General features: G+C 64.5%; 29 protein-coding genes. 18 read left to right on the plus strand and 11 right to left on the minus strand.

What is annotated here, in order from left to right; all coding sequences use genetic code 11:
* Positions 1–42: 42 nt before the first annotated feature.
* The 3 genes from recR (at position 43) to CS1GBM3_RS11755 (ending at position 3,307) form a co-directional block, all read left to right on the plus strand.
* On the plus strand, positions 43–648 hold the full coding sequence (gene recR / locus CS1GBM3_RS11745; RefSeq protein ID WP_072395502.1) for a recombination mediator RecR: 606 nt from the start codon (positions 43–45) through the stop codon (positions 646–648).
* 56 nt (positions 649–704) lie between these two features.
* Complete coding sequence (locus CS1GBM3_RS11750; RefSeq protein WP_072395504.1) at positions 705–2,090, plus strand: MATE family efflux transporter; 1,386 nt, start codon at positions 705–707, stop codon at positions 2,088–2,090.
* Between the two features lie 113 nt (positions 2,091–2,203).
* Entirely contained in the window at positions 2,204–3,307 is a 1,104-nt protein-coding gene (locus tag CS1GBM3_RS11755; protein ID WP_072395506.1) for a glycosyltransferase family 4 protein, read from the plus strand.
* A gap of 29 nt (positions 3,308–3,336) precedes the next feature.
* Here the strand turns inward: CS1GBM3_RS11755 and CS1GBM3_RS11760 are convergent, their stop codons facing one another.
* Entirely contained in the window at positions 3,337–3,804 is a 468-nt protein-coding gene (locus CS1GBM3_RS11760) for an ATP-dependent zinc protease family protein (protein ID WP_072395508.1), read from the minus strand.
* A 177-nt stretch (positions 3,805–3,981) separates the two neighbouring features.
* On the opposite strand from CS1GBM3_RS11760, the gene def reads away from it, so the two are divergent.
* The 4 genes from def to truA all read left to right on the plus strand — a co-directional run bounded on the left by def (position 3,982) and on the right by truA (position 6,730).
* The gene (gene def, locus CS1GBM3_RS11765; protein ID WP_072397446.1) at positions 3,982–4,500 is read left to right on the plus strand and encodes a peptide deformylase; all 519 of its coding nucleotides are present in this window, start codon (positions 3,982–3,984) and stop codon (positions 4,498–4,500) included.
* A 44-nt stretch (positions 4,501–4,544) separates the two neighbouring features.
* Complete coding sequence (fmt, locus tag CS1GBM3_RS11770; RefSeq protein ID WP_072395510.1) at positions 4,545–5,495, plus strand: methionyl-tRNA formyltransferase; 951 nt, start codon at positions 4,545–4,547, stop codon at positions 5,493–5,495.
* A 99-nt stretch (positions 5,496–5,594) separates the two neighbouring features.
* Entirely contained in the window at positions 5,595–5,852 is a 258-nt protein-coding gene (locus CS1GBM3_RS11775) for a hypothetical protein (RefSeq protein WP_072395512.1), read from the plus strand.
* A 107-nt stretch (positions 5,853–5,959) separates the two neighbouring features.
* Positions 5,960–6,730 (plus strand): tRNA pseudouridine(38-40) synthase TruA, encoded by a 771-nt coding sequence (gene truA / locus CS1GBM3_RS11780; RefSeq protein WP_072395514.1) that lies wholly within the window; start codon positions 5,960–5,962, stop codon positions 6,728–6,730.
* A 7-nt stretch (positions 6,731–6,737) separates the two neighbouring features.
* Here truA and CS1GBM3_RS11785 read toward each other — a convergent pair whose 3' ends face one another.
* From CS1GBM3_RS11785 to folE, 3 genes are all read right to left on the minus strand, one after another.
* Positions 6,738–7,154 carry a universal stress protein gene (locus CS1GBM3_RS11785; protein WP_072395516.1) on the minus strand — a complete coding sequence of 139 codons (417 nt, stop codon included), beginning with the start codon at positions 7,152–7,154 and terminating at the stop codon, positions 6,738–6,740.
* Between the two features lie 160 nt (positions 7,155–7,314).
* Positions 7,315–8,133, minus strand: a complete 819-nt coding sequence (locus tag CS1GBM3_RS11790) for an SDR family oxidoreductase (RefSeq protein ID WP_072395518.1) — start codon at positions 8,131–8,133, stop codon at positions 7,315–7,317.
* A 68-nt stretch (positions 8,134–8,201) separates the two neighbouring features.
* Entirely contained in the window at positions 8,202–8,792 is a 591-nt protein-coding gene (gene folE / locus CS1GBM3_RS11795; RefSeq protein ID WP_072395520.1) for a GTP cyclohydrolase I FolE, read from the minus strand.
* 284 nt (positions 8,793–9,076) lie between these two features.
* Between folE and CS1GBM3_RS11800 the strand changes: the two genes are divergently transcribed.
* Positions 9,077–10,081: an alpha/beta fold hydrolase gene (locus CS1GBM3_RS11800; protein ID WP_083567502.1), complete on the plus strand. Its 1,005-nt coding sequence runs from the start codon at positions 9,077–9,079 to the stop codon at positions 10,079–10,081.
* A gap of 45 nt (positions 10,082–10,126) precedes the next feature.
* On the plus strand, positions 10,127–10,540 hold the full coding sequence (locus CS1GBM3_RS11805; protein WP_072395521.1) for a tellurite resistance TerB family protein: 414 nt from the start codon (positions 10,127–10,129) through the stop codon (positions 10,538–10,540).
* A gap of 13 nt (positions 10,541–10,553) precedes the next feature.
* On the opposite strand, the gene CS1GBM3_RS11810 is transcribed toward CS1GBM3_RS11805, so the two are convergent.
* Complete coding sequence (locus tag CS1GBM3_RS11810) at positions 10,554–11,204, minus strand: alpha/beta family hydrolase (RefSeq protein WP_072395522.1); 651 nt, start codon at positions 11,202–11,204, stop codon at positions 10,554–10,556.
* A gap of 112 nt (positions 11,205–11,316) precedes the next feature.
* On the opposite strand from CS1GBM3_RS11810, the gene mepA reads away from it, so the two are divergent.
* Positions 11,317–12,639, plus strand: a complete 1,323-nt coding sequence (mepA, locus tag CS1GBM3_RS11815) for a penicillin-insensitive murein endopeptidase (RefSeq protein ID WP_244534635.1) — start codon at positions 11,317–11,319, stop codon at positions 12,637–12,639.
* Positions 12,640–12,670: 31 nt separating this feature from the next.
* Here mepA and CS1GBM3_RS11820 read toward each other — a convergent pair whose 3' ends face one another.
* Positions 12,671–13,537, minus strand: a complete 867-nt coding sequence (locus tag CS1GBM3_RS11820; protein WP_072395524.1) for an SMP-30/gluconolactonase/LRE family protein — start codon at positions 13,535–13,537, stop codon at positions 12,671–12,673.
* 263 nt (positions 13,538–13,800) lie between these two features.
* Between CS1GBM3_RS11820 and CS1GBM3_RS11825 the strand changes: the two genes are divergently transcribed.
* From CS1GBM3_RS11825 to CS1GBM3_RS11860, 8 genes are all read left to right on the plus strand, one after another.
* Entirely contained in the window at positions 13,801–14,703 is a 903-nt protein-coding gene (locus CS1GBM3_RS11825) for a LysR family transcriptional regulator (RefSeq protein WP_072395525.1), read from the plus strand.
* A 337-nt stretch (positions 14,704–15,040) separates the two neighbouring features.
* Positions 15,041–16,453, plus strand: coding sequence for a 3-isopropylmalate dehydratase large subunit (gene leuC, locus CS1GBM3_RS11830; protein ID WP_072397448.1), 1,413 nt, complete (start codon positions 15,041–15,043; stop codon positions 16,451–16,453).
* A gap of 98 nt (positions 16,454–16,551) precedes the next feature.
* Positions 16,552–16,968 (plus strand): metallopeptidase family protein, encoded by a 417-nt coding sequence (locus CS1GBM3_RS11835; RefSeq protein ID WP_072395526.1) that lies wholly within the window; start codon positions 16,552–16,554, stop codon positions 16,966–16,968.
* Between the two features lie 170 nt (positions 16,969–17,138).
* Positions 17,139–17,678: a hypothetical protein gene (locus CS1GBM3_RS11840; protein WP_244534636.1), complete on the plus strand. Its 540-nt coding sequence runs from the start codon at positions 17,139–17,141 to the stop codon at positions 17,676–17,678.
* 82 nt (positions 17,679–17,760) lie between these two features.
* Positions 17,761–18,192 (plus strand): hypothetical protein, encoded by a 432-nt coding sequence (locus tag CS1GBM3_RS11845; protein WP_072395528.1) that lies wholly within the window; start codon positions 17,761–17,763, stop codon positions 18,190–18,192.
* A gap of 16 nt (positions 18,193–18,208) precedes the next feature.
* A complete protein-coding gene (gene leuD / locus CS1GBM3_RS11850; protein WP_072395529.1) occupies positions 18,209–18,814 on the plus strand; it encodes a 3-isopropylmalate dehydratase small subunit in 606 nt (201 codons plus the stop codon).
* Positions 18,815–18,939: 125 nt separating this feature from the next.
* Positions 18,940–19,956, plus strand: coding sequence for a D-alanyl-D-alanine carboxypeptidase family protein (locus CS1GBM3_RS11855; RefSeq protein ID WP_072395530.1), 1,017 nt, complete (start codon positions 18,940–18,942; stop codon positions 19,954–19,956).
* A 230-nt stretch (positions 19,957–20,186) separates the two neighbouring features.
* Positions 20,187–20,390 carry a hypothetical protein gene (locus CS1GBM3_RS11860; RefSeq protein WP_139247900.1) on the plus strand — a complete coding sequence of 68 codons (204 nt, stop codon included), beginning with the start codon at positions 20,187–20,189 and terminating at the stop codon, positions 20,388–20,390.
* A gap of 64 nt (positions 20,391–20,454) precedes the next feature.
* Here the strand turns inward: CS1GBM3_RS11860 and trxB are convergent, their stop codons facing one another.
* From trxB to rplS, 5 genes are all read right to left on the minus strand, one after another.
* The gene (gene trxB / locus CS1GBM3_RS11865) at positions 20,455–21,420 is read right to left on the minus strand and encodes a thioredoxin-disulfide reductase (protein ID WP_072395532.1); all 966 of its coding nucleotides are present in this window, start codon (positions 21,418–21,420) and stop codon (positions 20,455–20,457) included.
* A 129-nt stretch (positions 21,421–21,549) separates the two neighbouring features.
* Positions 21,550–22,434: an alpha/beta hydrolase gene (locus CS1GBM3_RS11870; protein ID WP_072395533.1), complete on the minus strand. Its 885-nt coding sequence runs from the start codon at positions 22,432–22,434 to the stop codon at positions 21,550–21,552.
* Between the two features lie 28 nt (positions 22,435–22,462).
* Positions 22,463–23,242, minus strand: coding sequence for a RadC family protein (gene radC / locus CS1GBM3_RS11875; RefSeq protein ID WP_072395534.1), 780 nt, complete (start codon positions 23,240–23,242; stop codon positions 22,463–22,465).
* 13 nt (positions 23,243–23,255) lie between these two features.
* Positions 23,256–24,083, minus strand: coding sequence for a type I methionyl aminopeptidase (gene map / locus CS1GBM3_RS11880; protein ID WP_072395535.1), 828 nt, complete (start codon positions 24,081–24,083; stop codon positions 23,256–23,258).
* A gap of 188 nt (positions 24,084–24,271) precedes the next feature.
* Complete coding sequence (gene rplS / locus CS1GBM3_RS11885) at positions 24,272–24,934, minus strand: 50S ribosomal protein L19 (protein ID WP_072397450.1); 663 nt, start codon at positions 24,932–24,934, stop codon at positions 24,272–24,274.
* Positions 24,935–24,971: the final 37 nt, after the last annotated feature.

The raw sequence follows: 24,971 nt of genomic DNA on the forward strand, positions 1-24,971 counted from the left end.
TGGGATAGGTCTCGCGCACGAGACCGTCAGCAAGAAGCAGAAATGTCGAAAAAAATCGCCGGCCCCGAGATCGAGCGGCTCGTTCAGCTCTTGGCACGCCTGCCGGGCCTAGGCCCGCGCTCAGCCCGTAAAGCCGCGCTCGCCCTCTTGAAGCGCCGCGAGGATTTGCTGATCCCGTTGTCGGAAGCCATGAGCACGGCCGTACGTACAATCGTCGAATGCCCGGTTTGCGGCAGCCTGGACACCGTATCGCCGTGCACAATCTGCCGCGACGATCGCCGCGACAAGAGCATGATCGTCGTCGTCGAGGAGATGGGGGATCTCTGGGCGCTGGAGCGGGCGGCCGTGATCAACGGCACCTACCATGTGCTTGGCGGCCACTTGTCGCCGCTGGACGGCATCGGACCCGATCACCTGAACATCGCGACCCTCGTCGAGCGCGCTGCCTCCGGCGATACCAAGGAGGTCATCCTGGCCCTCAACGCCACGGTTGAAGGCCAGTCCACCGCCCACTATCTGACCGAGCAGCTGGCGCCGACCGGCGTCGTCGTCTCGCGCCTGGCCCAGGGTGTTCCCATCGGCGGCGAGCTCGACTACCTGGACGAGGGCACGCTGGCGGCAGCCATAAAAGCCCGCAAACGATTGTAGCCGCCTCCCGCGCCGCGTCTCGAGCGGCTCATGAGGACAAATCCGAGGACGTGTTCATGGACGCCCGACCCGAGGCGCCAGCGCCCACATACGCGCAACCGAAATTCGTCTCGGGTTCGCTCCTGCGTCATATCCTGATTATGAGCGGGGCCGGCGGCGTTGGCCTCGGCGCGATCTTCCTCAGTGACCTGGCCAACATCGTCTTTCTGTCGTGGCTCGAGGATCAGGCCGTGCTCGCAGCCGTCGGCTACGCAAGCTCGATCCTGTTCTTCACCATCTCGATCGGCATCGGCCTTGCCATCGCCTCGAGCGCCCTCGTCTCGCGCGCCCTCGGCGCGAGACGTCGTGCACGGGCCTGCCGCCTCTCCGTCAATGCTCACCTTGCAAGCCTCGTCCTCGGCAGCGTCACGGCGCTTTTCGTCTTTCTCGCCATCCCGGCGTTGTTGACGCTGATGGGCGCCATGGACCGTACCCACGAACTCGCCGCGCGCTATCTCTACATCCTGACACCGTCCGTGCCGTTGCTGACCGTGGCCATGACCTCGGCAGCAGTCCTGCGCGCAGCAGGCGACGCGCGCCGCGCCATGAACGTCACGCTCTACGGCGCCGTGGTCAACACGATCCTCGATCCGATTTTCATATTCGGACTCGGCCTCGGCATCGACGGCGCCGCCTGGGCGACCGTCTCTGCGCGCCTCGCATTCCTGGCCGTGGGCCTCTACGGCGTCATTGGCGTGCACCGGCTCATTGCGCGCCCCCGCCTGCCCGCGTTCGTGGCCGACACGCCGGCCTTCACTGCCATCGCTGTCCCCGCGATCCTGACCAATGTCGCAACGCCAGCATCCAACGCCTATGTTACCGCCGCGATCGCGGCCCACGGCGATGGCGCGGTTGCGGGCTGGGCCATCATCGGGCGCATCATGCCGGTAGCGTTCGGCGCCATCTTCGCGCTGTCGGCCTCCATCGGCCCCATCATCGGCCAGAACTACGGCGCCGGCGAAGGCGAACGCATGCGCGAGGCCTTCAAGCTGGCGCTCGGCGTCAACGTCGCCTTCACGGCCGTAGCCTGGATCGCACTGGCGCTCCTGTCGCCAAGCCTCGTCAACGCCTTCGGCGCCACGGGCGAAGCGGCAACGCTGATCCGCCTGTTCAACCTCTGGCTCGCGCCGCTGTTCGCGTTCATGGGGGCGCTGTTCGTCGTCAACGCCGTCTTCAACACGCTGAGCTTTCCCCACTACGCCACACTGCTCAACTGGGGCCGCGCCACCATCGGCACCATTCCGCTCGTGCATCTCGGGAGCTGGCTGGCTGGCGCCGAGGGCGTGCTCGCCGCGCACCTCGCGGGCGGCATCCTCTTCGGATGCCTCGCCGTTTGGCTGTGCCTGCGTCTCTTCGATCGCCTGCTGAAGGACCAGCAACCGGCACAAAATCCAGCGTACTGAACCTGTGCATGCTGGGCGCGGCGGAGTCAGCATCCCTGTTGGCCGGCAGCGCGCTACGATAGGCTCTGCCGATCGAATCGGCTCAACGGAACCCTCAACATCGGCCTCGCAGCGTGACCCACCCAGTCTCCGAACGGATCGCCATCGTCGCGCCCTCGGTCGAGTCCGCCGCTATCCTGCGCCATGACCTGATCCGATGGCTGACGCGAAAAGGCCACCGCGTGCTCTGCCTCACGCCGCCCGGACCCGGCCGCCATGTGCTCACCCTGCGCGGCATCGGCGCCCAGCACCGCGTGATTGACCCGCCGCGGGCACGCTTTCGCATCCTGGACGACTGGCAGGAGATCGCGGCCCTTGTTTCACAGTTCAAAGATTGGCAGCCGAACATCGTGCTCGGCTATGGGTTGCACACGCTGACGCTCGCCGCCATTGCAGCGCGTCGTGCTGGCGTCCGCCGCGTCGTGAGCCTCGTCAATGCGCTGCCGAGCGAAGGTGTCGAAAGCCTGGGCCGCCGGCGCGTCGCGCAGGCCATCCGCTCGAGCGACGCCGTGGTGTTTCACAACCGCGACGACCGCGCCACGCTAACGCGTCTCGGGTTGCTTCCTGCGAACATCGACACACTCGTCGTTCCCGGCAGCGGCATCGACCTAAAGCGCTTCAAGGCAGCACCGATGCCGCCACATGCAGACGGCCTCGTCTTCCTGATGCTGAGTAGGCTTGAACGCCGCCGCGGCGTCTTGGAGTACAAAGCCGCCGCCGCGCGCCTCAAGGCACAATGGCTGGACGCACAGTTCCGCTTCGCCGGCCAGCCGAGCCGCGGATCCGACGCCGTCACGCCCGACGCCCTGACTGAAGGCGGCGCCGTCGAATACCTCGGCGACCTCGAGGACGTGCGCCCGGCGCTCGCCGCCTGCCACGTCTTCGTCTACCCATCCTATGGCGAAGGCATGCCGCGCGCGGCGCTCGAAGCTTTGGCCACCGGCCGCCCTGTCGTCACGACACACGCGCCGGGCTGTGCCGACGTCGTCGATGAGAAGGTCTCGGGCTGCCTCGTCCCACCTGCTGACGCCGAGGCGCTGACCATCGCCTTGGAAAGCTATCTCCGAAACCCGGAGCAGCTTGCCGTCGGAGCTCGTGCCGCCCGCCTCAAGGCCGAGCGTCGCTTCGACGTGAAGCCAGTCAACGCCGCCCTCGCACGCGTCATCGGCGTCACTTGAGCTCTTGATCGCAACCAAAATGACTAATGTCAGGCCGTCACGCGATAACGCCGCGTGCTGAGTTTCGGCAGCAGGAACGAGCGCGCCGGGTCGACCAACATGCCGGGGCGGATCGCCTGGCGGCCGAGCAGCATGCGATTCGCGAGCCCCTCGCGATTCGTGAGCCCGAGTTCGATCGGCCACGACTGCCCGCCGGCACGGAGCGTCGTCGAGATGATGCAGCGGCACTCCCGCTCGCCGCTGGTGCTGGTCACGTCCCGTTCACCGAGCAACTCGGCTTCGCACCAGATGGCGATCTCCGGCGCCTCGAGCAGCGGCCGCACGAGGAAACGCGCCCGCGGCGCCGAGGCCGGGCCGATTATCTCCACCTGTTCGGCGTGCAGCGCCGAAGTGCGTGCCCCGGTATCGACCTTCGCCTTGATGGCAAACAGCCCAAGGTCGGGCAGTGCCACCCACTCGCGGCGGCCGAGGATCAGGGGGTCGAGGTCAGGCTTCATGCGTCGGTCTCTCGAAAAGACTCCCCGCAAATGACAATGATCTTACAATAGAATAGCGCCGGATTGCAGTGCGTTCAGTGCAGTCCTGGTAATAGTACGTAGTCGTTAACTGCTCCCGTGCCATGCGTTCGCCGCACCGCGATTGACCGCAGAACCGGACTTGCCTATTTCATGGCCATGTCGACGCTGCCCATCATCACCCTTCCCGATCCCCTGCTGCGCAAGGTCTCCGAGCCTGTGGAGCGGGTCGACGCCGAGCTGCTGAAGCTCGCCGACGATATGCTGGAGACGATGTACGACGCACCGGGCGTCGGCCTGGCGGCGATCCAGGTGGCGGTGCCGAAGCGCCTCATCGTTCTCGACGTTTCGGATGATGACGACAATCCGACGCCGCTGACGCTGATCAATCCCGAGATCCTGAAGGTCGTCAGCGACACCACGCGCGTGCACGAGGAAGGTTGCCTGTCGATCCCGGATTTCCACATCGAGATCGAGCGCCCAGCCAATATCGTCGTGGGCTATCTCGACCGCGAGGGCAAACCGCAGGAGCTCACCGCCGACGGTCTGCTCGCGACCGCTCTCCAGCACGAGATCGACCACCTGAACGGCAAGCTGATCATCGACTTCCTATCGCGGCTGAAGCGCGACATGGTCGTGCGCCGGTTCAAGAAGCAGGCGCGCGAAGCCTCGGCCTGAGACGCCTCGCCTCCCCGCTGAAAGCAAAGCCGCTGGAAGGGCCCATGCCGCTCAAGATCGTATTCATGGGAACACCGGACTTTTCCGTGCCGGCACTCAAGGCGATCCACGACGCCGGTCACGACATCGTCGCCGTCTACAGCCAGCCGCCGCGTCCGGCCGGGCGCGGCATGGCCGGGCGTCCCTCGCCCGTGCATGCGCACGCTGAAAGCCTGGGCCTCCCCGTGCGCACGCCGCGCTCACTGAAGGACGCCGAGCAACAGACGCTATTCGCCGACCTCGGCGCCGATGCCGCCGTCGTTATCGCCTATGGCCTGATCCTGCCGTCGGCTGTCTTGGCCGCACCGCGCCTCGGCTGCTTCAACGTGCACGCCTCCGCCTTGCCGCGCTGGCGTGGCGCCGCGCCGATCCAGCGCGCCATCATGGCCGGCGACACCGAGACCGCCGTCATGGTGATGCAGATGGACAAAGGGCTCGACACCGGCCCCGTCGGCCTCACGAAGCGCGTCCCCATCGGCCTCGATATGACTGCCGGCGAGTTGCACGACTTGCTCTCGCGCCGCGGCGCCGAGTTGATCGTCACCGCCCTGACCGAGCTCGAGCACGGCAAGTTTGTTCCCGTGCCGCAACCCGAGGACGGCGTGACCTACGCCGCGAAGATCGACAAGAAAGAAGCCGAGATCGAATTCGCGAAACCGGCTCCTGAAGTGCATAACCACATCCGCGGCCTGTCGCCGTTTCCGGGCGCGTGGTTCGAGGCGACGCCTGCGGGCGGCAAGCCGGAGCGCATCAAGGTGCTGCGCTCGACACGCTCGGAAGGCCGCGGCGTCCCCGGCGAGGTTCTCGACGACACGCTCACCATTGCCTGCAGCGAAGGCGCGATCCGCCTTGTCGAGGTGCAGCGCGCCGGCAAGCGCGCCATGAGCGCGGAGGAGTTTCTACGCGGCTTTACCATGCCCCCCGGCACCCGCCTCGGACGGTCAGCGCCGCGTTAAGCATCCCCACCGAACGCCGCGTCCAGGCGGTTCGTTGTCTCCTAGAGTGCGCCCGACAAGCAATCCGGTCCGGCGCCTCATGCGCCCAGGAGACGACCAATGCCCCGCACGCTCATGGCTTATTCGGCCGCCGCCCTCGCGCTCGCCGCAGCACCCGCCAGCGCTGGCGACTCCACGACGACGCGCATCGTGCCCTACAACGTCTATGGCGCGACCGTCACCGTCGAGCAGGGCGTGCGCGTGACGCGCCCCTTGCCGCCCGACGGACACGTGATCGTCAACCCGGGCAACCGCACGCCACTGAGCCTCAACGTCTACGAGCCGGGCGTCCCCCTCGTGCGCGAGCCGCGCCGCTAAAGCAGAAAAGCCCGGCGTGCGCTGACGCCGCGCTTGAGGCGCTCCGCGGAGCGGGCTAGGCAGGGCCCTTCGGAAAAAGCACCGCGCCCAAGAACGCCCCAAGGAAAATGCCCCGCTACCGCCTCACGATCGAATACGACGGCACCCCGTTCGTCGGCTGGCAAGTCCAGCCCGACGGCGTCTCCGTGCAAGGCGCGCTCGAATCCGCGATCACGAAGCTGACGGGCGAGCAGGTCGGCATCCGCGGCGCTGGCCGCACCGACTCCGGCGTCCACGCCCGCGGCCAGGTCGCGCATTTCGACCTCGAGAAGGAATGGCCCGCGGACAAGATCCGCGACGGACTCAACTACTACCTGAAGCCGCTTCCCGTGGTCATTCTCGAGGCCCGCCCGGCACCCGATGATTTCGACGCGCGCTTCAGCGCCACCGCGCGCCATTATCTCTATCGCATCCTGACACGCCGCGCCCCGCCGGCCCTTGAACGCCATCGCGTATGGTGGATCCCCCGCGCCATCGACGCAGACGCCATGCGTGACGCCGCCTCCGTGCTCGTCGGCCGCCACGATTTCACGACGTTCCGCGCCGCGGCTTGCCAGGCCAAGTCGCCGCTGCGCACGCTCGATCGCCTCGACGTCACGCGCGAGGGCGACGAGATCCGCGTATATGCCTCCGCACGCTCGTTTCTGCACAATCAGGTGCGCTCGATGGTCGGCAGCCTGCGGCTCGTCGGAGACGGACGATGGACCAGGGACGATCTCGCCCACGCCCTCGAGGCGCGCGACCGCACCGCGTGCGGGCCGGTCGCGCCCGCCTCAGGTCTTTATCTGATGGCCGTCGACTATCCGCCTTCGCCCGGCAATCCCGAACAGACTGCCTGACTGCCGACTATCTGACGACAGTCACAGGGCAGTGCGCGCGATAGACCACGTCGCGCGAGACCGATCCGAGCACCAGACGCTGCACCGCACCCTTACCGCCCGTTCCGAGCACGATGTGGTCGAAACCTTCCTGCTCGGCGAAATAGATGATCGCCTGCGCGGGGTCGCGGCTCTCGATGGTCACGCCTCGGGTTTTGATCTTGCCGATCTTCTGCACCTCGGCAACGGCATTGGCGAGAACGCGCTGCGCATCGCTGTCGGTCCAAAGAAGCACGGGCGAGCCGCCGCGGCTGTAGCCGCCGATCAGCTGATTGACGGCGACAAGCGCAAGCTCTGCGTTGAGAGCACTGGCAAGCTTTGCCGCGTGCGCAATGGCCGGCAAACTATGGTCGGTGTCGTCGATGGCGCACAGGATCTTGGTCATCTCCACCCTCGTTTGTTGGACTTTTGTTCACTTCGGGCAAAGTCATCCCATGCAGGAACGCACGGGACATTGCGCGAACTCAAACCCGTTCCAGCAAGGTCCGACCAATGATTGATTACTTAAGTAACGGCAGAGCTGGGGAATTCACCGACAACGGCCGTTACCAAGCGTTGAACAAGCGCCGCACGAGCCGCACGGAGAGATGGCCCGGAACCCACCCCCGCGCCCAGACAGAAAGCGTGGCGTTGGGCTGATAACGGAGCCGCGGCCAGAAGCTGGTCGAGGCACGCCAGATGCTGCGCGCCACAACCACTGGCTCCGCACCTGCGTCCTCCCAGGCCTTGAGGTTGGGCATGACGAGCGAGACAAACTCGTCGTAGGCAGTGAGGCCCTCTTTCGTCGCCACCTCGCGCGAGCGCTCGAAGAAGTCAGTCTTGATCATGCCGGGCTCGATGATCTTGACCTTGATGTTGTGCTGCCGGAGCTCGAACCAGAGGCTTTCCGAAAAGCCTTCGAGCGCCCACTTGGTCGCGCAGTACATGGAATAGAGCGGTAACGTCAGACGCCCCGCTGCCGAGCCGACGTTGACGATGCGGCCCTGCTTGCGCTCACGCATGTGCGGTAGCACGGCGCGCGTGACATTCATGACGCCGAATACGTTTGTTTCGAACTGCCGACGGATCTGCTCGTCGGTCTGCGCCTCGAACGGCCCCAACAGCCCATAGCCCGCGTTGTTGACGAGAACGTCGATGCCACCGAAGTGCCCGATCACGTCCTGGACCGCCCGATCGACCGAGACCTGATCCGTGACGTCGAGCTTGAACAGCTTGATGCGGTCGGACTTACTCGCGAGATCGCTCTTCTCGGGCGATCGCATGGTTGCAGCGACGTTCCAGCCTTTGGCTGCAAAAAACTCCGCCGTTACCCGCCCGATGCCGGTAGACGCACCGGTGATCAAAACAGTCTTTTCGGAAGGCAAACGCGATACTCCACAAAACAATGCCGCCGAGCTGGCACCCCGGGGGCGCACTGGTAAAGGAAACTGAGCTAGTCGATCATCGACAGGAATTCCTGCCGCGTGATGGCGCTGTCGCGGAACACGCCGAGCATGCGGCTGGTCACCATGTCGGTGCCCGGCTTATGCACGCCGCGCGTCGTCATGCAGTGGTGCTCGGCCTTGATCACCACGGCGACACCCTGCGGTTTGAGCGCGCTTTCGATCGCGTTTGCGATCTGCGCCGTCATCTTCTCCTGGATCTGGAGCCGCTTCGCGTAGGCATCCACCACGCGCGCAAGCTTCGAGATGCCGACCACGCGGCCGTTCGGGATATAGCCGACCCAGGCCCGCCCGACGATCGGCGCCAGGTGATGCTCGCAGTGACTCTCGAACCGGATGCCACGCAGCACGATCATCTCGTCGTAACCCTCGGTCTCCTCGAAGGTCTTCTGCAGGATCGCCTCGGGATCTTGCTTATAGCCACGGAAGTATTCTTCGAACGCCTTGGCGACCCGCTTGGGGGTCTCGAGAAGCCCGTCACGCTCCGGATTGTCGCCAGCCCAGTGGAGCAGCGTGCGCACGGCAGCTTCGGCCTCCTTACGCGTCGGCTTGTCGTGGTCGGAAGAAGACGAATGGCTCATCGCGTGCAACCTTGTTGATACGGCGCAGAAAGATACGGGCCCCGAGCGACCTTGGATCAGCAATTGGGGGAAGGGCGGCCATATGGGACGCCAGCGGACAAAGCCCGACTAGGGGCTTTCCCTTAACATAGTGTCGCCGAGACGGAAGGGAAGAAACGCCGCGTTGAGGAGCGAGCGCCCAGCGCCGCCACTCATGATTAATGCGCCCCGCGACAGCGCGCCACGATCTTGTGCAGCGCACGGCCGAGCCCGATATCCGCCCTGGGACAAAAAGGAGGGATGCCATGTGGCAGCGAGCCGGCGCGATCGCGGCAGCGATTGTAACCATGCTGACGACGGGCACCGGTTATGCCGACGGCATGCTGAGCGATTTTCCTTACCCGCATCCGGTCAGGCAGTACGCCTTCACGTCGCAGGGCCAGCCGCTCTTCATGGCCTATATGGACATTCAGCCGACGGCACCAGCGAACGGCCGAGCCGTCGTACTCTTTCACGGCAAGAACTTCTGCGGCGCAACGTGGGAATCAACGATCACGCCTCTCGCAGCAGCCGGCTATCGCGTCATCGTGCCGGACCAGATCGGCTTCTGCAAATCGACGAAGCCCACCACCTACCAGATGAGCTTTCACCAGCTCGCCGCAAACACCCGCGCCCTGTTGCAAAGCCTTGGCATAGAGCGCGCCGCGCTCGTCGCTCACTCCATGGGCGGCATGGTCGCAACCCGCTACGCCTTGAGCTTCCCCGAGAGCACAGCCGCTCTGGTGCTCGTGAACCCGATCGGTCTCGAGGACTGGAGCGCCAAGGGCGTACCGGCGCTGACCATCGACGAGCTGATCGCGGGTGAGCGCAAGACCGATTCAGCGCGCATCAAGACCTATCAGCAAAGGACCTACTACGACGGCCGCTGGCGGCCCGACTTCGATCGCTGGGTGGAGATGCTGGCCTCGACCTATCGCGGCGAGGGAAGCGAGTTGGCGATACTCTCACAGGCCCGCGCTTCCGACATGGTCTTCTCGCAGCCCGTCGTCCACGAGTTCCCGCGTCTCATCCCGCCCGTCGTGCTGATCATCGGCGAGCGCGACACCACCGCCATCGGCAAGGACCGCGCACCTCCCGAGGTCGCCGCCAAGCTCGGCCGCTACGCCGAACTCGCACACGAGGCCGAGCGCCGCATCCCCAACGCGCGACTGATCACTTTCCCCACGCTGGGGCATTCTCCGCAGGTTGAGGAACCCGAGAAGTTTAATGCCACTCTTCTTGAAGCACTGGCCGGCGTCGCTTCGCCTTGAGTGTGTCCATTTCGAGCGGACGCTTCCGCCAAAACAGAGGAACACATGTCCGACCGTATTTCGAACGCCGAAACGTTGATCTACGCTATGGTGGCCGTCTCCGCCGCCGACCGCACGATCAACACGGATGAGCTGGCGCGCATCAGCTCCATCGTGCGCGAGCTGCCGCCGTTCCATGGCTACACGAACGACTGGCTGGCCGATGCCGCGCAGCAGTGCGGCAAGATCCTGAGGAAGGAGGGCGGCATCGAGCAGGTTCTGGCGCTGATCAAAGCCACGCTGCCGTCGCGACTCTACGAAACGGCCTATGTGCTCTGCGCCGAGGTCGCCGCGTCCGACCTCTCCGTACACACGGACGAGACACACTTCATGGACTTGCTGGCGGAACGGCTGAGCCTCGACAAGGAAACCTGCGCCGCACTCGAGCGCGGTGCCCGCGCCCGCCACCAGCGGGGTTAAACCGCAAGCCACCTCAAACGAGGCGACCTGCGAACCGCATGATCTCCTGCACCGCCTCCGCGAGGTTTCCGTCGAGTGTCGCGCCCGAGCTGCGTCGCGGTTTGAGGTCGTGATCTCCGTCGCGCGCCCAATGAACGGAGATCGCGGGCGATAAATCATAGCCTGCCACGTCCGAAGGTCCGCCGAACGGATCGCGCTCACCCTGCACGATCAGGGTCGGGCAGGAGAGCGTCTTGAGATGCGCTGTGCGTAGCTGCTGCGGCTTGTCCGGGGGATGGAACGGATACCCGAGGCAAACGAGCCCCGCGATACGCCCGTGGTCAAAAAGGCCTTGCGCCGCGAGACTGGCGACGCGCCCGCCGAGCGACTTGCCGCCGATAAGCAGCCGCGATCCGGGCCGACCCGCACCATCGGCCCGCAGCGCCTCGACCGCGGCCTCGTATTCGCCAACCAGCGCCTCCGCTTTCGGCGGCGGCCGCCGCACCCCCGTCCGCTGCCGCTCCGCCATATACGCAAAATCGAATCGCACGACACCGAGCCCAACCTCCGCGAGCAACTCCGCCACTTTGCTCATCCACGGGCTCGACGCCGGCGCGCCTGCCCCCGGCGCGAGCACCAATATGATTTTCGCATCGCGTGAACCCGTTGAAAGGAATGCGGTCATGACCTGAAGGCTCCGCTCAAACTAAACGACGTTTGCCAGGACTTAGGCGCAAAGGTCGCATTTTGGCCCCTCACTGGAGTATGATGCGTTATCGAATTCTCCGCGGGGACTCATGCCCTTCGCCCGACGCAACGTGAGATGGCCGCATCTGGCTGCTCTAGCTGTGCTCGCCGCTCCAGCCTCGCTTGCCGTGGCGGCCGAGACGGAGGCGGAGCTCGGCCGCACGTGGCACGGGCCAGCAACCATGGCCGCTGAGGCCGCCGCCAAGCAAGCGGCGAAGGAAGCCATCGTGCCGCCGCTCCCAAAGCCGGCACGGCCACCTGTCACGGAATCCGCTCCCGACGCGGCAAAACCGGCCGAGCCGGCCAAGCCCGTCGAAAAGACTGCCGCAACGCCGCCAACCGACGAGGCGGACACCAAGGCCAGCGGAAACAAAAACGCGGACACACCCAAAAAGAAGGCGCTGACCGCCAAGCAACTTTTCGGCACCGTGAAGTCAGCAGCACCGCTCACAGCCCGCGCCGTGGGATGGTACGCTAAAGGCTGCCTCGCCGGCGGCAAGCCAATCGCCGTCGACGGCCCAGGCTGGCAGGTCATGCGCCTCTCGCGCAACCGCAATTGGGGACATCCGAATCTCGTGGCGCTGATCGAGCGCCTCGCGCGCGAGGCGACCAAGGCTGGCGAATGGCCCGGACTCTTGGTCGGCGACATGTCCCAACCGCGCGGCGGCCCGATGATCTCCGGCCACACCAGCCATCAGGTCGGCCTCGACGCCGACATCTGGCTGACGCCGATGCCCGATCGCACGCTGACCCGCCGCGAGCGCGAGGACATGTCGGCGGTTTCGATGTTGAAGAACGCCGGCGAGGTGAACCCCAAGGTATGGGGCGACGGGCAGGTGAAGTTGATAAAGCGCGCCGCGTCCTACCCTGCGGTCGAACGCATCCTCGTTCATCCTGCGCTCAAGAAGGCGCTGTGCGAGGCGGCAGGCACCAACCGCACCTGGCTGGGCAAGGTTCGCCCGTACTTCGGCCACTACTACCACTTCCACGTGCGCATCGGCTGCCCGAAAGGCTCTGACAATTGCCGGGCTCAGCCGCCGGTTCCCGACGGCGACGGCTGCGGACAGGAGCTGACGGATTGGCTGAAGCGCGTGGCACCGAAGCCGAAGCCAAAGCCTCCGGCAACGGCTGAGAAACCACCAGCGAAGCCCGCAAAACCCGCGCCTCCCAAGCCGGAGATGACGCTGGCCGATTTGCCCCCAGATTGCTCGACTGTGCTGACAGCAGGTGGCCACGTGCCACCGACCGAGCCGGCCGTGATCGTTGATCGCAGCAAAGACGCAGGGCCGGTGAAGGACATGACCGTCCGGACCGCGGCCCCGTCGCCCCCGCCCGCCGCGAAGAAAACACCGACCAAAGCCGCCACCAACTGATCGCCGCCGCGGCCTTCAGAGCCGGTCTTCGTCAGAACTGATAGGCGACGACCTTGCCGTCCACCATCAACGGGATGATGGCGGTGCGCGTGCTCGCGATGAAGGCGAGGTTCGCCGTGCCCTGCGAAACCTTGAGCAACTCCTTCGCCTCGCCCGTGCGCGAGATCTGGAACACCTTACCCCCGACCCAATCGGTCACGAGGTAGCTGTCGGCATCGAACGGCTCGAGGCCATCCAGATGACCGACAGGTGCACCGCTGCCGAGATTGGCGACGGCTTTGTCTTCGAGACCGACCGTGAGCAGATTGCCTGCCGTCTCGGTCGAGAAATCGGGCTTCATTCCGGTGCCCCATGCAGCAACGACCAGGCTGTCGCCTTCGACCAGAAGGCCATTGGGAGCCTTCAGGACATCGCCCTCCACCCACTTCTCGAAGGTGTCGTCGACCAAGCGCCAGATGGCGTTTCCGGGCCAGTCTGTGACGTAGACGCGTCCCTCACCGTCGATGGCTATGTCATTCAAAATCTTAGCGCCAGGCGCCTGGTGGCGGGTTGCGATTGCGCCGCTTGCAACGTCAATCTCGACCAGCTGATCGAGGTCTGCGACGTAAAGCTTTCCGCCGTTGAGCGCGAGCCCCTTCGGGGCATCAAGGCCGGTCACCCACTTGAGGTTGGTCACCTTGCCGTCGAGCGTGAGCTTTGAGATGAAGCCGTTTCCATCTTTGTCGCCCGGCCCGCCGGCCACGTTGCTGACATAAAGCACCCCGGCATCCAGATCCGGCAGCACCGTTTCCGGCTGCGCGAACCCTGTGGCTTCCCAAAGCTTCGTGGGCTGCCCGGCGCTGCCACATGCCGCGAGGACCGCTGCCAGGGCGAGAGCAGGAAGATGGGATAACCTCATAGTTCCACGGACCTTTTTATGATTGTGAGAGACGAGCGGTTAACGGGGGCCGATTAGAATCGGGCCGCGATACAGGCGGCTGACTTATAGGCAATCGACCCCGGCCTGGCCACCTAGGGCTTTCCCTGCGGTCGAACGGCGCTGGTATGCGTTTTTCGATGGCTTCCCACTTTCAGATACCAAATAATCGCAACGCTCAGATAATAATGCGTGTGCGTGCAATTCGCGTGGAATCGGGCACGTGAGCGCCGCGGGATCGCCTTATGGATTGGGACAAGCTCAGGATTTTTCACGCCGCTGCAGCTGCTGGCAGCTTCACGCACGCTGGCGAGGCGCTGCACATGAGCCAGTCGGCGGTAAGCCGGCAGGTTTCGGCCTTGGAAAAGGACCTCAAAGTCGCGCTTTTCCATCGCCACGCCCGCGGCCTCGTGCTGACGGAGCAGGGCGAGTTGCTCTATGCCACCGTGGCCGAGGTCATGAGCAAGCTGCAGACGGCCGAGACGCTGCTTGCCGACACGACGACCAAACCCTCAGGCATCCTGAGCGTGGCGGCCCCTGTGGGCCTCGGCACCATCTGGGTTTCCCAGCGCTTGAGGGAGTTCATGGATCTCTACCCCGAGATCCGCATCGAGCTGCTGCTCGACGATGACCAGGTCGACATCGCCATGCGGGCTGCCGACGTCGCCATCTGGACGCGCGAGCCCGAGCAGCCGGACCTGATCCGCCGCCCGCTGTTTACCGCCAGCGTGCGTCCGATGGCCTCGACGAAATATACCCGCCGCTTCGGAGTGCCGGAAACCTTTGAGGATCTCGACGGCAACAACCACAGGATCCTGTCCTACAGCGGGCAGACCGCACAGCTCCTTCCGGCCATCAGCTGGCTGGAGACGGCCGGGCGCGATGGCAAGGGTGTCCGCGAGCCGGTGCTGCGCACCAACAGCGTCGTCGCCATCAAGCAGGCCGTGATGTCCGGAATCGGCATCGGCATGATCCCCGACTACATGAGCGAGCAGGACACCGACCTAGTGCCCGTGCTCATGAAGTGCGGCGTCGAAAAGCCGAGTCTTCCGGTCCTCTTTGTCTACCCGGAGGAGCTCAAGAGCTCCAAGAAGGTCCAGGTTCTGCGCGACTTCCTGGTCGCCAAGGCCCGCCACTGGCGCGAATAGAGCGGGTGCGGATTTTTTTGGCGCGGATGAGACAAAGTCCGATCTGCGATGTAATAATGTTATCCAGAACGTTGGGCTCTAGGGTTAGTTGCCACCACCCGAGGGCCAAGCGTCGTTACCTTGTGGGTCGGCTCTCATATCCGGGAGTCGGCCCACATCTCTGACGAGACCGGCCAAAAAGTCGCGCGGCGGCTTATGGCCTATTGAAGCCCGGCTGATTTGCAACCTGTCCGGCGAAACGCTATCTGATGGGTCCCAACTGATTGTCGTGCCTTTCCTCGGAAAGCGGCTGCCGCTTTCCGGCGGCACCTTGCCCTTAAACATCGAGCCCCGGACCATGGCCAAGACGCTTTACGATAAGATTTTCGACGACCACGTCGTTGACCGGCAAGAGGACGGAACTTGCCTGCTCTATATCGATCGCCATCTGGTTCACGAGGTCACGAGTCCTCAGGCTTTCGAAGGGCTTAGGATGTCCGGCCGCAAGGTCCGCGCACCGGAGAAGACACTGGCCGTCGTCGACCACAACGTTCCAACGACAGACCGCACCCGTGGCATCGCCGACGAGGACAGCCGCGTCCAGGTCGAGACGTTGGCCACCAACGCCCGCGACTTCGGCGTCGAGTACTACAACGAGCTCGACAAGCGGCAAGGCATCGTCCACGTGGTCGGCCCCGAGCAGGGCTTTACGCTGCCCGGCACCACGATCGTCTGCGGCGACAGCCACACCTCGACACACGGCGCCTTCGGCGCGCTCGCGCACGGCATCGGCACGAGCGAGGTCGAGCACGTTCTCGCCACGCAGACGCTGGTGCAGAAGAAGGCCAAGAACATGCGCGTCAGTGTGGATGGCAAGCTGCCGGCCCACATCACCGCGAAAGATATCATCCTCGCCATCATCGGCGAGATCGGCACGGCAGGCGGCACCGGCTCCGTGATCGAGTATGCAGGCGAAGCGATCCGCGACCTTTCCATGGAAGGGCGCATGACCGTCTGCAACATGTCGATCGAGGGTGGTGCACGCGCTGGCATGATCGCACCCGACGAGAAGACATACGCCTTCATCAAGGGCCGTCCCAAGGCGCCGAAGGGTGCCGCCTGGGACATGGCGATGAAGTACTGGGAGACGCTCTACTCCGACGAGGGCGCTCATTTCGACCGCGAGGTCAAGCTCGACGCCACCAAGCTGCCGCCGATCGTCTCCTGGGGCACGAGCCCGGAGGACGTGGTGTCGGTCGCCGGCGTGGTGCCGAACCCTGACAACCTCTCCGACGAGAACAAGCGCGCCTCGATGAAACGCGCGCTTGAATACATGGGTCTGACCTCAGGCACCAAGATGACCGACATTCCGCTCGACGTGGTGTGGATCGGCTCGTGCACCAACGGGCGAATGGAGGATCTGCGCGAGGTCGCGAAGATCGTCGAGGGCCGCAAAATCTCGAGCAGCCTAGCCTACGCTATGATCGTGCCGGGCTCGGGCCTCGTGAAACAGCAGGCCGAGGCTGAAGGCCTGGACAAGATCTTCACAGCCGCCGGCTTCGAATGGCGTGAGCCGGGCTGCTCTATGTGCCTTGGCATGAACCCGGACCAGTTGAAACCAGGCCAGCGCTGTGCCTCGACCTCGAACCGCAACTTCGAGGGCCGGCAGGGCTACAAAGGCCGCACGCATCTGGTTTCCCCTGCCATGGCAGCTGCCGCCGCGCTCGAAGGCCACTTCGTCGACATCCGCGCCTGGCAGCCCTCCTCCTGAGTGGTCTGAGACCCGGCAAGGCGCATGCGCACTTGCCGGGCAGGCTCCGAAGCACCTATCTCTCCCGTCGCGACAACTTCGGCGGGAGAGATGACTGCATGGCGGCAGAACGGGACTGGAGAACGGCCACACCACCCACGCTCGCTGACTTCGAGGTCGTAGCGGCAGCGGCCTGGGAGCGCATCGAGCCCGAGTTCCGTGAGATTTGCGGTGATGTCGTCGTCCGTATTGAGGATTTCGCCCTCGACGAAGTTCTGGACGAGCTTGGCATTGACAGCCCGTTCGACCTGATGGGCCTTTACCAGGGGCTTTCCCTCGACAAGAAGAGCGTGCTCGACGCCCCGCGCGAGCCCGACATGGTCTTCCTCTACCGGCGCGCAATCCTCGACTATTGGACCGAAAGCGGCGAGCCGCTCGGCGAGATCATCACCCACGTGCTTGTGCATGAGATCGGCCATCATTTCGGCTTTTCCGACGCCGATATGGAGGAGATCGAGGCGCAGGTCGCGCAATAGCTGGGGATCGGAAAGCACCATCCGTCGAGACACGAGGCGACAAACCCGCAACAGGTTTATCACGCTCCCCGACTTACGCATGATCTGAGCGAATGTTAACTTTTGCAGGCCATGTTGGCCCTGCTATCGATACTGTGGGACGCGCGCGGGTGTCGCGTAGGGGTGATCATTTGACGAGGGTCTTCCGTCCGGCCTTGCAAGGTCTGCTCAACGCCTCGTTCGGCTTGTTTCTCGCCACAATTGCGCTCGCGCCCACGACCGCCTCGGCCGACGATATCCCGACCCCCGACGAATACGTCGAGCACGTCGGTGGCGATGCGCACGTAGTGGCACCCGGCGAGCTGAAGCTCGACGGTCGCCAGCAGATCTGCGGCCGGCGCCCCACCGTCATCGACAGTCAGCTCGACGATTACGGCGCCGCCTATCCGGGCTTCCTGATCCTCAATCCTCGGCTGCTGAACAAGGTCTCGACCCCGGTCAAGCTCTGGATCTTCGCCCACGAATGCGGCCACCAGTTCCGCGGCCCGGACGAAGAGACCGCCGATTGCTTCGCCGTCCAGCGCGGGCGTCGGCAGGGCTGGCTCGATGAGAACGGCCTCGAGGAGGTCTGCGCGTTCATCTCGCCGTCCAAGGGCGACAGCATGCACTTCGCCGGCTCGCACCGCTGCGAATACATGCGCAAGTGCTTCGCTGACCCAGCGATCCGCTAAAGAGCTGCCGGATCCTGAAGGGTTATCCCCGCCGGACGCGCAGGCCCTATGCTCTGGGCTTTGAACCGCTGGCGGCTCGCCCATGCACCTCCTGGACTACCCGAGGCGCCTCCTTTCCATCGCTGAGACGGTCAACCGATGGGCCGGCGCTCTGGCGGCGCTCGACCGCACCCGGCGCGCCAAAGTCGCCCGTTACGCTGAGACAATAGCCGAGACCCTGGCCCGCGCCGCGCGCCATTCGGCCCGGTTAATGGCCGCCCCCAACGACAAAATGGCCGAGCGGGGGCTGGTTCGCGAGTTCGGGCGCATCACCGGCTATCTGGAAACCCTGGTCGGCGTGCTGCAGCACCATCTTGACGGACGAAAGCTGGCTGGCGTTAAAAGGCGGCTTGAACAGCTCGGCCCGTGCGGAACGCTTGCCGCAAGCGACGCGACGGTGGCGAAAATCCGGGCCGATCGTCTACTCGCTGCCGAAGGCTATTTCCGGGCGCTGGCCGACAGCCTGCGCGTCTAGATCTCAGGAACCAAAAATGCAGAAATTCACCAAGCTGACGGGTGTCGCCGCTCCCTTCCCCCTCCGGAATGTGGACACCGACATGATCATCCCAAAGCAGTTCCTGAAGACGATCAAGCGCACGGGCCTTGGCACGGCGCTCTTTTACGAGCTGCGCTATGACCAGGACGGAAAGGAGAACCCGGATTTCGTGCTCAACAAGCCGGCTTACCGGAAGGCAGAGATCCTCGTTACAGGCGAGAACTTCGGCTGCGGCTCCTCGCGCGAGCACGCGCCCTGGGCACTGATGGACTTCGGCTTCCGCTGCGTGATCGCGCCGGATTTCGCCGACATCTTCTACAACAACTGCTTCCAAAACGGCATCCTGGCCATCAAGCTGCCCCAGGAGCAGGTCGACAAGCTGATGGACGACGCCGAGCGCGGCGCCAACGCCACGCTGACGGTCGATCTCGAGGCGCAGGAGATTCGCGGTCCCGACGGCGGCGTCATCCGCTTCGACATCGATCCGTTCCGCAAGCACTGTTTGCTGAACGGTTTGGACAACATTGGCCTGACGCTCGAAAAAGAGCAGGCCATCAAGGAGTACGAGGGCCGGCTCGCGACAGCGCGCCCCTGGGCGTGACCGCAGGCACGACCTCGGGCGCGACTCCCTGTAACCACACCGTCACCAAAAGAGTCCGCCCGGATTGGCGCCGGCCGCCCGAATATGTTAGGTGCCGTGTGGGATTAGCCATCAGCAGGACAGCCATGCGAGCTCGATGGTTTATGGTCGCCGTGGCGGCACTGACGCTTCTCTCCGGCGCAGAAGCCCTCGCCCGCGGCCCAGCACTTGTGTTCGACCCATCCGACGGACTGGTCCTCTACGCCGAGGACGCCGATGACCACTGGCACCCCGCTTCGTTGACCAAGATCATGACGGCCTACGTCACGTTCGAGGCTTTGAAGAACGGCAAGCTCACGCTTGAGCAGCGGATCCCGTATAGCGAGCGCGCGCAGAGCCAGCCGCCGAGCAAGCTCGGCCTGCACGTCGGCGCCACGCTGACCATCGACCAAGCTTTAAAGGCGCTGATCATCAAATCCGCTAACGACGTCGCGGTGATGCTGGCCGAAGCCATCGACGGCTCGCAGCGGGAGTTCGTGGCGCGCATGAACCGCACGGCGCAGAGCCTCGGCATGACCCGCACCATCTTCGTCAATCCGAACGGGCTGCCGGCGCCTCAGCAGGTGACAACGGCCCGCGACCTCGCGAAGCTCGCCCGCGCGGCGATCAAGAACTACCCCGAGCACATGCCGTACTGGTCCATGTTCAGCGCCAAGATCGGCAAGATCCTGATTGGATCGCACAACGGTATTCTGCGCACGTTCAATGGCGCCGACGGCATGAAAACCGGCTTCATTTGCGATTCCGGGTTCAACGTCGTCGCGAGCGCCACGCGTGACGGCCGCCAGATCATGGCCGTGGTATTGGGCGAGCCGACGAGCGGGCAACGGACAATCCGCGCCGCAAACCTGCTTGAGCACGGTTTCGAGATCTATGGCTGGAAGCAGCTGTTCAACCACGCCGAGAGCATCGACTCGATACCCGTTGCCAGCGACGCCAGGGACGTGATCAGCGTCCGCCAGGCCGTGCTCTCGTACGAGTGCGGAACCAAGCGCCCACCCGCCAAAAAGCGGAAGCAAAAGAAGTCAGAGCCGACCCAGGCCATCATCGATCGGAAACAGGGCGCCGCAGCTACCGACAGCGGCTCGGCAGCTGCCAACTGAACGGCCCTCGGTCAGTTCAAGCTGGGACAGTAAACGTCCCATGCCGAGGACAGGTCGCCAAAATGAAACGACCCAGCCCGGCGCTTCTTCTCGAAAAACACCGCAATATCAAAGAGAAAACCCGACACGTGGGGCCGCAATCGTTTGGCGCCGAACTTGCTCCTCTGGTTTCGTCAACGAATTTCCAGAGGACCCCGATGCCCCGCGCGTGCCCAAAGAAAAATGAGAGCTTGTCGACGCTCAAGGACACCGAGCTGATGGCCGTGGTGCTTGAGGGACGGCATGGTGTGTTCGCAGCCGAGGTGGCGGAATTCTTCTCGCTTCTGCACCGGCAGCTTGGCGATGCGGGCAGATCGAAGGCGTGGGGCGGCGTCGCACGTACAGTCCGCCGTCGCGAGAGCGATCGCATGCTAGCCCACGAGCACTATTGCTGAGCCGAAACCCGACAAGCATCAAACCGAGAGAGACGCAGCCGACCAACGCGGCTGCGCCTGAGCTTCACTCCGCGGCCGCAGCCGTGGTCGCCTCTTGCGCGAGGTACCGCTCCGTCTCGAGCGCAGCCATGCAGCCCATTCCGGCCGCCGTCACCGCCTGCCGATAGACATCGTCCTTGACGTCCCCGGCCGCGAACACGCCTGGGATCGAGGTCGCCGTCGAATCTGGCGCCGTCACGAGATAGCCCGACGGCTTCATCTCGAGTTGCCCTTTGAACAGCTCGGTCGCCGGCGCGTGCCCGATAGCGACGAACACGCCGTCGACCTTGCGCTCCGTGACCTTGCCCGTCTTGACGTTCTTGAGCCTGACGGCGCTCACCGAACGCGGCTCGTCCATCCCCACGATCTCCTCGACCGTGCTGTCCCACACCACCTCGATCTTTGGGTTCTTGAACAGACGATCCTGCAGAATTTTCTCGGCGCGGAAATGATCGCGCCGGTGCACGACAATGACCTTGCTCGCGAAGTTCGTGAGGAAGATCGCCTCCTCGACGGCGGTGTTGCCGCCACCGACGACGACGACTTCCTTGCCCTTGTAGAAGAAGCCATCACAGGTCGCGCACGCCGAGACGCCGTAGCCCTTGAACGTCTCCTCGCTCGGAATGCCGAGCCAACGCGCCTGCGCGCCGGTCGCGATGATCAGCGCGTCCGCCGTGTAGTGGTCGCCGGAATCGCCCTCGAGACGGAACGGATGCACGCCGAGATCCACCTTGACGATGTAGTCCATGATGATCTCGGTGCCGACGTGCTCCGCCTGCGCCTTCATCTGCTCCATGAGCCACGGCCCCTGGATCACGTCGGCGAAGCCCGGATAGTTCTCGACGTCGGTCGTGATCGTAAGCTGACCGCCTGGCTGGTTGCCCTGGATCAGGACCGGCTCCAGCATGGCGCGGGCAGCGTAGATCGCCGCGGTATAGCCCGCGGGACCCGAACCCAGAATGATGACGCGTGAATGCTTAGCTTTGCTCATGATCGACCCTTACGCCCCTGGTTTTGCCAAGGCCCTGCCGCAGGCACCCCTCCGGCGCGGCGGCGGCTGCCCTCATATAATCAAGGACGGCGGGCCGTGCGAGCCCCACCGGACGCAAGGCAGACCCTATCAACTGTCCTTTAGGTAGGATAGCGCCGCCCGGATCACCGGCGGCGCGAAAAGAATATTCCTATGGCCCAATCCATCGACCGCCAAAAGCTCCGCGGTAGGGCACGCGGCCGCGATTTCCTCGGCATTCCGGAACACGACCTCCGTATCGTCCCGCGCATGGATCACCAGCGCCGGCCGGCCCGTGGCTGACAGCAGATTGGCGGCCGTAAAGGTGGCGACGGAGCGATGCGCAATGCGTTCGAGATGCCGCTCGAAGCTGCGCGCGGCCGCAGCTCCAAGGTGGAGCTCGTCCGCGAACTCCTGCGTGACGACCGAGAACTGGTTCGGTGGCGAGACAAGCACATAGCGCTCGAAGGGATAGCTGCCCGTGAGTGGTGGTCCTCCCTCGCCGACGAGCAGCGCCGCGAGCCCTCCCATCGAGTGCGTGACAGCGAACTGCACCGGGCCCAGCGCTTGGGCGACTTGCAGCAACGCCCGGGCGCAATCGATGAGACTCGCCCGTTCCTGCGCGCTCTTGCCATGCCCGGGCTGATCGAACGCAACGACACGAAACCCCGCGCGCCGCAACTGCTCGGCAAAGACCGCCATGAACGACGCTTCGCTGGTCCAGCCGTGCGCGATCAGAACACCCGCTTGCGGCTCACCTTCCGGCTCGAAGACGTAGGCTTGAATCTCGCCTTCACTCGTCGGCACGCGAACCCAGCGCGCATTGCGCAAATGAAAGCGCGCCCGCTCGGCAAGCCGCACGTGGTCGGGGCTGCGCCGCGTCGAAAACTTCGGCAGGCAGAAGCGCATATAGGCGAGATCACCCGCCCGCGCGGGCGGCAGATGGTCGAGACGAATAGGCGCCGCTCTCAGCCTTCGATCGAAGAACTGTGTCATCGACCGCCGACCTCCTGTTGAGCTCGATCTAGATCAACCGCAGAGCCTTCAGGCTTGCGTGACCGTTGCGCCCGACGATGACGTGATCGTGGACCGCAACGCCCAGCGGCTTCGCCGCCGCAACGATCATCCGCGTCATGTCGATGTCGGCACGCGACGGCGTCGGATCGCCCGACGGGTGGTTATGAACGAGAATAATTGCAGTAGCCGAGAGTTCCAGCGCCCGCTTGACGACCTCTCGGATGTAGACCGGCGTATGGTCAACAGTTCCTTGCCCCTGCACCTCGTCGGCGATGAGACGGTTCTTCTTGTCGAGGAACAGGATGCGAAACACCTCGCGATGCTCGAACCCCTGCACGGTGACAAGATAGTCGAGCACCCGTTCCCACGACAACAGCACCGGAGCGGCCGAAATCTCGCTGCGCGCCAGCCTGAGGGCCGCCGCGCGGATGAGCCTCAATTCCGAGATCACAGCCTCACCAACACCGGAGATCTCCTTGAGCCGTGCGTCCGGCGCATTGACGACCTCGGAGAACGAGCCGAAGCGCGCGAGCAAACGTTTGGCGAGATCCTTGGTATCGCGACGGGGAATGGCACGAAACAGCACGAGTTCGAGCAACTCGTAGTCGGGCAACGCGTCCGCCCCGCCCTGGCGGAAACGCGCCCTCAGCCTCTGCCGGTGCCCGAGATGAAGCGGCTGCGCCGCATCGAGAAACGAGCCCTGCGCCGCAGCGCCATCCGCGTGAGGCTCCGAACTGCCGTCATCCGGAGCCGCAACCTTCGGGTCTCGTGCGCCGGATGGATGCATGCCTGTCCGAAGATCAGTTGAAATGCGAGGGCCACTCGAGGCGGCCGGCGGGCGAATGCGTGAACACTTCGACGCCGGTCTCCGTGACGGCGACCGTATGCTCGAACTGCGCTGAGAGCTCGCGGTCCCGCGTTACCGCGGTCCAGCCGTCGGAGAGCACTTTCACATGCGGCTTGCCGAGGTTGATCATAGGCTCGATGGTGAAGAACATGCCGGGCTCCATAACCGCCCCTTCACCGGCTTCGCCGTAGTGAAGGATGTTGGGCCGGTCGTGGAACAGCCGCCCGAGGCCGTGGCCGCAGAAATCCTTGACCACGCTGCAACGCTCTTTCTCGGCGAATTTCTGGATCGCCGCGCCGATGTGGCCGAGCGTGTTACCCGGCTTCACCTGCTCGACGCCAAGCTTCAGCGCCTCGTAAGTGACCTCGATCAGGCGCTCGGCACGGCGGCTGATCTCACCAACCGCGTACATGCGGCTCGTGTCGCCGTGCCAGCCGTCCACGATCAGCGTCACATCAATGTTGATGATGTCGCCCTCGCGCAGCGGCTTCGACCCCGGAATGCCGTGGCAGACCACGTGATTGATGGAGGTGCAGATAGACTTCGTGAAGCCGCGGTAGTTGAGCGGCGCAGGAACCGCCCCATGCTCGAGAGCGAAATCGAGCACGCGATCGTCGAGCTCTTCGGTCGTGACACCGGGCACCACGTAGGGCGCCAGCATGTCGAGGGCCGAGGCTGCAAGTTGCCCGGCCTTGCGCATGGCGGCAAACGCCTCCGGACCATGCCGCTTGATGGTACCCGTCTCGCGCAGCTGCGCGCGGCTGACTTCGACGTTGGACATGATCTTGGTACGTGCCTTTGTTGTCTCTGGATTTACGTGCCGCCCAGGGGCTAGCAAGGAAATGTAGTCGAAATCCACTTCCGCGCAACGCCGACAGAGTGTCTGCCCCTATCCCTCAAAGCGAAACGGCGGCCGCCTGAAGCGCCCGCCGTCCATTGGTTGCCGATCACCGGACGAAACCGGCGTCGTTATTCCTGCGTTTCCTCGGCCGGAACCTCGGCCGCGGTGGCCTCCGCGAGGAGGCGCTGCGCCTCGCCGACCCAGTTGTCGCGCTCGATCTGACCGTTGAGCTTCAGCGCATCGTCAACGTTCGCGATATCCTCGTCGGAGAAGTTGGCGATCTGCTCGAACTTGTAGCAGTTGAGCGTCTTGAGGCGCGCCGCGAGATCGGCGTCGATCCCCTTGATCAGCGTCAGATCATCGGCCTCGCCCTTGGGCTTCTTGAAGCCCTTCCAGGCGGCGTTGAGGCGACGGGCACGCGCGTCCGTACGCTCGAAGATGCGGGCCGCACGTCCGCGACGACCGCGCAGATAGTAGAGCTTCGCGCGGCGGACCTTGCCGCGGCGCAGGACCTCGATCTCGGCGATGTACGGCGAGTAGATCGGGAACACGCGCTCCACGCCCTCGCCATAGGAGATCTTGCGGACGGTAAAGCTCTCGTTGAGGCCACCACCGGAGCGGGCAATAACCACACCCTCGTAGGCCTGGAGGCGGGTCGACTGACCCTTGCCGTCGCCCTCGATGACCTTAACCATGACCTTGACGGTGTCGCCCGGGCCGAATTCCGGAACAAGGCGGGTCTTGAGCACGGCATCCATCTGCTCGCGCTCGAGCTCTTGAATGATGTTCATTTTCATTCCTTTTTGCTTGTACATCAATGCAGAGGAG

This window comes from Hyphomicrobium sp. CS1GBMeth3, assembly GCF_900117455.1.
Lineage (GTDB): Bacteria > Pseudomonadota > Alphaproteobacteria > Rhizobiales > Hyphomicrobiaceae > Hyphomicrobium_C.